This is a genomic window from Alloscardovia omnicolens DSM 21503, assembly GCF_000420505.1.
GTDB lineage: Bacteria > Actinomycetota > Actinomycetes > Actinomycetales > Bifidobacteriaceae > Alloscardovia > Alloscardovia omnicolens.
In genome coordinates this window covers 1-7,193 of record NZ_ATVB01000029.1, presented here as the reverse complement: position 1 = coordinate 7,193, position 7,193 = coordinate 1, and the positions used below count along the sequence as shown (strand labels likewise).

Here is a 7,193-nt window from a genome sequence, read left to right as displayed (position 1 = left end):
CCAGCATGCTCACTGCAGGCTAGACGCCATCCTAATATATGTCGGACTCATCGCGATCAGTAAGACACAGTGGCGGCTTACATATAATCCGTCGACTGTGCTGCTCCGTTTTTGTTGGACTGTATCGTGAGTAATCGTAACAGGTTGATAGTAGATCGTTCCGTCCGTATCTGCATTCACACGAGCATGCATGTCTTCTGAAATAAGCGACACGTGAGATGGCTCAGTAGAAACTGGAATAATTTCACGTCCAGCGGCGTTACGACTCCATAAGTACACACCTACTAAGCTTGGAGAAGCATCTTGCTGAAGCATGGATGCAACATCGTTAGCAAGTTGCTGATACTGCACGAGATCAGTAGAGTCTGCTGAATTAATTACTTTTTTCGCTTCAACTAGCTGATTAGAAAAATCTCGTTGAGATTCCTGCGATACCTGATCGAGTACAGAAGAACGCACGAGAAGCATGGATCCAACAGATAGAAGAACTGCAATAGCAAAAAACGCAATTACAACCACACTGACCATGCGCGCCTGTAGAGAGGTGCGCATGAGTAAGAAAAAACCTTTGAATGCGGTGTTCACTTGATATTCTCACTTGATGTGCAGAATTTGTAGCCAATACCTCGCACTGTGTGAATGAAGTCGGGATGTTCCGGGTCTTTTTCCACCTTTGCACGAAGTCGTTGAATATGTACACTAACCAAGCGCGTATCACCAGCATCCGCATATCCCCACACCTCTTTGAGTAAGGTAGTTCGAGAGATAACTTCGTTCTCATTAGAAGCCAGCAGGAAGAGTAAATCGAATTCGAGTGGGGTTAAGTTCGCATTATGCCCATAAACGCTCACTGTATGTTGCGAACGATCCATAACTAAACCGTCTCGCTCTATATGAGCTGGATTATAAGCTTCTTGATTACCTGATTGATGTGTAATACGACGCAATCTAGTGCGAATACGGGCTAAAAGTTCTGCCACTTTAAATGGCTTAGACACATAGTCATCTGCACCAGCCTCCAAACCTTCAACCACAGCCATTGTGTCTGATTTTGCAGTCAACATAATAATGGGAACAACCGAGGCTATGCGTATCTTCTGCGCAACCTCCACTCCTGTAAGACCCGGTAACATCACGTCTAAGAGCACAAGATCGGGCTGAATAAGTGGGAAAAGTTCAACGGCGCGTAAACCATCATGGCACACAACCGCACGAAAACCTTCGCCCTCCAGCACTATTGACAGCATCTCAGCCAAGGCTTGGTCGTCATCAACAATCATGATGGTGTACTGGCATTCATTGTCTTGATGCTTCACTGCACTTCTCCTCGTAGTCACGCTCTCATAACGCACTATATGTTAGCGTTCACAATTTTTCAGTATAGCATTGTATTTTTACTGTTTAAGAAGATGAAGTAGACTTATGTTATGAAACTACTCTCATGTCCAACGAAGGACTCGCTCATAAAAATAGCCGCGCTCGTAGCGCTTTTCTGGCTGCTGCCCGCGCTCACACTGCTTATTCCCGACGCAAAGTCGCTTATTATCGCACTTCTGCTTCTTATCTTCCCCGCACTCACGCTCGTTCTCGCTCTACAAGACGGTCTCACCCACGGCATCACGTTATGGTGGCTTCTCGCACCGGCCATCGGCTTCCTGAGCACGCTTTTCGTTTTCTACAACGACAGCGCCCTCATATATGCGATTGCCTACGCGCTTATCGGCTGCGTAGGCAATGGTATCGGTTCGCTTATCCGCTTATTTATGCCCTAAAAACATGATTATTCAACCGCTCAAGCGCTTCCTCTAACAGCTGCGCGGGCAGCGCCACGTTCATGCGGATATGACACGGTCCGTGAAATGGTCGTCCATCTTGCCAACCAACTCCCACACGCCATCCGGCTTCCAATAACTCATCAATGCTTTTGCCGTACTTCTTACACCATGCTGTAGCATCAAGCCAGAGCATATATGTGCCCGCTGAGTTCGCGATACGGATTTCTGGAGCTACACGCGCAAAGAATTCGCGAGCGCGCTTAACGTTCGCAGCCAAAACCTCGTTCAGCTCGCGCACCCCAAGCCGCGCCGTCCTCGCTGTACGCGCCAATCAACGCATGAACAGACAGCACGTTCGCGTCGTTATAGTGCGGCTTCCTGCTCTCTTCTTCCACTTTCGCGCGCAACTGATCGTTGTAAATAATGTGGTAAGCGCCAACAATTCCCGCAATATTAAAGGTTTTACTTAGAGCGTAAAGAGCTACCGTACGGTTGCGTGCATCCTCGCTGACTGATTGCGCAGGAATATGCGTGCGCCCTGGATGAATAATATCTGACCAGATTTCATCGGATACAACGATGCAATCATGCTTGGCATAAATAGCCATAGCTTTTTCGATTTCCTCGCGATGCCATACGCGACCTGTTGGGTTGTGTGGAGAGCAGAAAATCGCTACTTTTGCGCCACTTTCTGTCAGCACGCGATCCATATCGTCATAATCCATGTGATATACATTGTTTTCATCAGCAGTTAAAGTAGAATGCACAATCTTGTAGCCGGCAGCAGTTAAACAGCTCGTAAAACCGATGTATGTTGGCGAATGAACTAGAACAGCGTCCCCTGGCTTACAGTACGCAGAAACAGTGGAAATCAATCCTCCAAGCACGCCGTTTTCGTAACCTATATGTTTATTGTCAAGATTACTCACGCCATTATGCGAGCGCTGCCAATCTTTAATAACATCAAAGTATTTCTGTGGTGGCAGAAAATAACCAAAAATCGGATGCTCTAAACGTTCCTGAATAGCACTGACTACAGCCGGTGCAGTAGCAAAATTCATATCTGCTACCCACATTGGAATAGTGCTAAAACCTTCCTGTGGCGCTTTTGGAACACCTTCTATCTGACCAATTGCATCTACTGCAAGAGCATCCTTGCCATAACGGTCGTAAATAGTCGTAAAATCGAATGCCATTGCGTTCTCCTTTTTTGGTTTTTCTTACTTGTCTTAAGCGTACTCGCACGGGTGCAGGAGATAATACGTAACACAAAGGTTTCATTTTGTATACAAAACGTATACAACAGATATTATCTACAAGGAAGTTATTATGGCAAAGACATCAAATATCAACGTTCGCATGGAACCAGCAATAAAAAACAAGCTGAGGAGCTCTTCGGAAGTTTTGGAATATCAGTAACAGATGCGATTAACATATTTATTCACACATCATTACTTGAAGGAGGATTTCCATTCGCAATTAAACAACCCAGATATAACAAAGAAACAGAAGCCGCAATGGTAGAAGCGCGACGGATTATGTCTGGAGAAATCCCAGCCAAAAGATACACAAGCATTGAAGATCTTCTTTCTGATATTGAGAATGAAGATGATTAGTAATGCTAGATATTATTGCTTCACCACAATTCCGCCGAGACATCAAAAAGATGACAAAAAGGGGTGCGGATATGCATTTACTGGACACAATCCTTAGAAAACTCAGTAAAGGAATACCTCTAGACCCCCACCATAAGGACTACGCTTTAACACGAAACTACAAAGGTTTTCGCGAATGTCACATCTAACCCGACTGATTACGTATATACGCCATCGATGATGAGAATCTTATTCTTGTAGCATCGAGAACAGGGACGCATTCCGACTTATTCTAAAAGTACTACAGTTAAGTTATGAGTAACCCAACGAAGCGTACATGGATATTTTTTGTAGCTCTTGTAATCTCATACGGACTATTAGAACTGCTCAATGATTTTCTTCAAAAGCGAAGCGCCCCCGGAACTTTGATGTTTCTGCCGTTCCTCATTTTGTTTTTACCGATTGATAGCTTCCTTATTCCTTTTATTGATGGCTTTATGAACGGATTATGCTTCTGGTGGCTCGTAGTAGCAATAATAAGCGCTCTCACCATTCTGTGGATTTATTATGGATCCAACATGGTGCTCTTCACACGGCTTTATGGCGGTTTTGCACTTTTGGGATCAGCAGCAGGAACAGCACTTAGGCGTTTTATTCGCGCACGGAAACAGAAAAAATAAGAAAATGAAAAAAGGCTTCAGAACCATCTGAAGCCTTTTATTCGTACCCCCGGAGAGAATCGAACTCTCGTTGTCAGAGTGAAAGTCTGATGTCCTAACCATTAGACGACGGGGGCCAACTTGATTCATATTAACGACTACTCTTCAACTACGCAACTTTTTCATGCGCTCGGCGTGTCGTTATGCTTTATCAAGCTTTATCACACGCGCCGGTACGTAAAATCATGAATAACACGACCAGCGTCTAAACCTTTTTTCTCAAAATTAGTCAGAACTCGTCCCTCAAAACGTTCGGACTCACTAAAATCAGCGTGTGGTAACTGCGCAGCTAAATCAGCAGTACCCTTACTCACATGCTCAGTCGCCAAACTAACCGTTTTCTCGCCATCGTTCGCAAAATCCGCGCGAGCATCCATCACTTCATGCACATGCAAAGCGTAATCATCAATATCTGTAGCAATTCGCCAGACGCCATCATCCTTCAAAGCAGCATGCACAGCCTGAGCCAAACTATCTTGCACAATACGACGCTTATGATGCTTTGTTTTTGGCCAAGGATCTGGGAAGAAAGTCCACACTTCACTCACAACGCCCGGTTCAAAAGCGCTAAGCAATTCAGGAGCATTCACCTGAACCATGCGCAAGTTTCGCAACTCATTTTTACCCGCCATTAAAACCGTATGCGCCACGCCAGGAGTATACACCTCAACACCAATAAAGTTGTCTTGCGGATGAGCAGCGGCTGCGGCCGCAATATTTTCGCCCTGCCCAGTTCCAATCTCTACGATTACCCGACCATCAGCTTGGAATCCTTCACCCCAAGCCTGAGCCAAGAAATCACGGGAAATACGCACAGTATCGGCAACTCCCAAAACATATTCGCCTTTATCTAAGCGAAGAACATAGTCATCGGCATACGTATTCCATGCGCGTTCTAAACGCGCATCCAAAGTGGACGAACGACGCACGAACGAAACTACCGAACGACGACGAGCATTATTGCGCTCGCCTTTTTCCATCTCAGTCATGTAGCACTCCATATAAATCAGAAAAATCTCAAGAAAAACACAACTTAGTCAAGCATAATATAGAATCCGCGCTATAATAAAAGTGTCATAAATGAACATGTACGCACATAAGTGCACATGTCTCTATACAACTCAATATTCGATGCAATTTAAGGAGCAATATGACTGTTCTTGTTACAGGCGGTTGTGGTTATATTGGCGCTCATGTGGTTCATGCTTTACACGAAGCCGGCGAAAACGTCGTCGTTGTGGACGATTTAAGCTACGGCAAGTCTTCTCGCATTGGCGATTCTCGTTTGTACGGCATGGATGTATCTGCAGCAGGTGCAGATACACGATTGGCTGAGATTTTACGCGATGAAAACGTGGATGCTGTGATTCATTTTGCTGCCCGCAAACAGGTTGGAGAATCCGTTGAGAAGCCATTATGGTACTACCAGCAGAATATTAACGGTTTGCTGAACGTTCTGCAGGCTATGAAAGATGCCGAGGTTCAAAAGCTTGTCTTCTCCAGCTCAGCAGCAACTTACGGCGTTCCGCCAGTAGACGTTGTTCCAGAAGACGTGCAACCAATGGTTCCGATTAACCCTTACGGTCAGACCAAACTATTCGGTGAATGGATGGGCCGCGCAGCAGCTCAGGCTTACGGCATTCGTTTCTGCGCTTTGCGTTACTTTAACGTAGCAGGTTGCGGGCCAGTTGAATTAGAAGATCCAGCGATTTTGAACCTCGTTCCTATGGTTCTCGACCGTTTACAGCGCGGTTTAGCTCCAGCTATTTTCGGCGATGACTACCCTACTGAAGACGGCACCTGCGTTCGCGACTACATTCACGTTTCTGATTTAGCTGATGCACATATTGCCGCTATGCACTACTTAGACCGCGATGAACGCAAGTATGACGCTTTCAACGTAGGTACAGGTAAGGGCACTTCAGTTCGCGAAATTGTTGACGAAATTAAGAAGGTTTCCGGACTTCCATTCGTTGAAACTATTAAACCTCGTCGCGCTGGCGATCCTCCTCATTTGATTGGTTCCCCTGAACGCATTAATACTGAGATGGATTGGCATGCTCAGCATGACGTGAAGGATATTGTTCAGTCTGCATGGGACGCTTGGCAGGCAAATCCAGCACATCATATTGATGTAGAAAACTGGACGCAGAAGAACTAGAAGAGTATGAATATTTCCTGATAATCTGCTTTAAAGACACGCCGAAAAACCCTAGGAATTACAAGGTTTCTAGGGTTTATTCTTATTCTAGGTTGCACATATGCGAAAAGCTCTGTATATTTATCTCTTGGTTGCTAAAGCAATCGTGGCTCCGTAGCTCAGTTGGTTAGAGCGCCGCCCTGTCACGGCGGAGGTCGCCGGTTCAAGTCCGGTCGGAGTCGCTGGAATATTCAACCCGGTACGCCGGGTTTTATTTTTCCATGGCTCTGTAGCTCAGTTGGTAGAGCGTGCGACTGAAAATCGTAAGGTCACCGGATCGACGCCGGTCGGAGCCACCACGATAGCCCTCGTTTTCGAGGGCTTTTGTTTTTGATTTTTCTTGAGCACTGGACTACTGGACTATAGGGTTATACGACAAGTATTGTTGGTGGGTTGTTATTCGTTGAGTGCGTTGACTTTTGGCTCGACCATGTTAGGTCTGCCCAACTGATAGCTTAGTCGTAGTGTTGGCGTTGAGCATGTTCGCGTTCGCTGTGGTGTATGACCAGTTGTGTATACATGTTTGTGATGTGTTGACCGGCGGGCATGATATGGATGAGCTCGGATACGAGCAACGGGCTTTGTGTATGCATGTAACACCACCACACGCATGCTTTGATACGGTGGAGTAACAACCAGTCACGATGCGCGCGTAGCATAACGCGTAGTCGAGCATTACAGCTTTCTATCTGGTTATTAAAAGCAGGAACAATTGCCTACTTAGTCACCTCGGAGTTGAGGTAGGTGAACAGGTCGCCTGCACATAGCCTAGCGTTGAGCATGTTACATGCTCTTACGAGACGCTCGTAAGTGTTGACGATACACCCGTTAGTGAGAACGGTTTTCTCGACAAGCATGTGTTTATACTGCGCGCACCAGGTGGTATAACAACCGATCCACGCGG

At 45.9% G+C, this 7,193-nt stretch carries 8 protein-coding genes, 3 tRNA genes and 1 pseudogene; 7 read left to right on the top strand and 5 right to left on the bottom strand.

What is annotated here, in order from left to right; all coding sequences use genetic code 11:
• Positions 1-9: 9 nt before the first annotated feature.
• A complete protein-coding gene (locus G464_RS09515; RefSeq protein ID WP_155237069.1) occupies positions 10-552 on the bottom strand; it encodes a hypothetical protein in 543 nt (180 codons plus the stop codon).
• Positions 553-581: 29 nt separating this feature from the next.
• Positions 582-1,280, bottom strand: a complete 699-nt coding sequence (mtrA, locus tag G464_RS0107990; RefSeq protein WP_039777947.1) for an MtrAB system response regulator MtrA — start codon at positions 1,278-1,280, stop codon at positions 582-584.
• A gap of 147 nt (positions 1,281-1,427) precedes the next feature.
• Here mtrA and G464_RS0107985 point away from each other — a divergent pair, with 147 nt between their 5' ends.
• Positions 1,428-1,772 carry a hypothetical protein gene (locus tag G464_RS0107985; protein ID WP_021617176.1) on the top strand — a complete coding sequence of 115 codons (345 nt, stop codon included), beginning with the start codon at positions 1,428-1,430 and terminating at the stop codon, positions 1,770-1,772.
• Here G464_RS0107985 and G464_RS09510 read toward each other — a convergent pair.
• Positions 1,762-2,971 (bottom strand): annotated as a pseudogene (locus G464_RS09510) (MalY/PatB family protein). The gene G464_RS0107985 and the pseudogene G464_RS09510 overlap by 11 nt on opposite strands.
• Before the next feature lie 51 nt (positions 2,972-3,022).
• On the opposite strand from G464_RS09510, the gene G464_RS09505 reads away from it, so the two are divergent.
• The 3 genes from G464_RS09505 to G464_RS0107970 all read left to right on the top strand — a co-directional run bounded on the left by G464_RS09505 (position 3,023) and on the right by G464_RS0107970 (position 4,050).
• Entirely contained in the window at positions 3,023-3,391 is a 369-nt protein-coding gene (locus G464_RS09505) for a type II toxin-antitoxin system RelB/DinJ family antitoxin (protein ID WP_021617179.1), read from the top strand.
• Between the two features lie 2 nt (positions 3,392-3,393).
• Entirely contained in the window at positions 3,394-3,579 is a 186-nt protein-coding gene (locus G464_RS10505; protein WP_021617180.1) for a type II toxin-antitoxin system YafQ family toxin, read from the top strand.
• 105 nt (positions 3,580-3,684) lie between these two features.
• The gene (locus G464_RS0107970) at positions 3,685-4,050 is read left to right on the top strand and encodes a hypothetical protein (RefSeq protein WP_022857416.1); all 366 of its coding nucleotides are present in this window, start codon (positions 3,685-3,687) and stop codon (positions 4,048-4,050) included.
• A 44-nt stretch (positions 4,051-4,094) separates the two neighbouring features.
• On the opposite strand, the gene G464_RS0107965 is transcribed toward G464_RS0107970, so the two are convergent.
• Both G464_RS0107965 and trmB read right to left on the bottom strand, forming a co-directional pair.
• Positions 4,095-4,166 (bottom strand) — tRNA-Glu (locus G464_RS0107965).
• 84 nt (positions 4,167-4,250) lie between these two features.
• Positions 4,251-5,090: a tRNA (guanosine(46)-N7)-methyltransferase TrmB gene (trmB, locus tag G464_RS0107960; protein WP_155237068.1), complete on the bottom strand. Its 840-nt coding sequence runs from the start codon at positions 5,088-5,090 to the stop codon at positions 4,251-4,253.
• 149 nt (positions 5,091-5,239) lie between these two features.
• On the opposite strand from trmB, the gene galE reads away from it, so the two are divergent.
• The 3 genes from galE to G464_RS0107945 all read left to right on the top strand — a co-directional run bounded on the left by galE (position 5,240) and on the right by G464_RS0107945 (position 6,588).
• Complete coding sequence (galE, locus tag G464_RS0107955; RefSeq protein ID WP_022857414.1) at positions 5,240-6,250, top strand: UDP-glucose 4-epimerase GalE; 1,011 nt, start codon at positions 5,240-5,242, stop codon at positions 6,248-6,250.
• 147 nt (positions 6,251-6,397) lie between these two features.
• Positions 6,398-6,471, top strand: a tRNA-Asp gene (locus G464_RS0107950).
• Between the two features lie 41 nt (positions 6,472-6,512).
• Positions 6,513-6,588, top strand: a tRNA-Phe gene (locus tag G464_RS0107945).
• Positions 6,589-7,193: the final 605 nt, after the last annotated feature.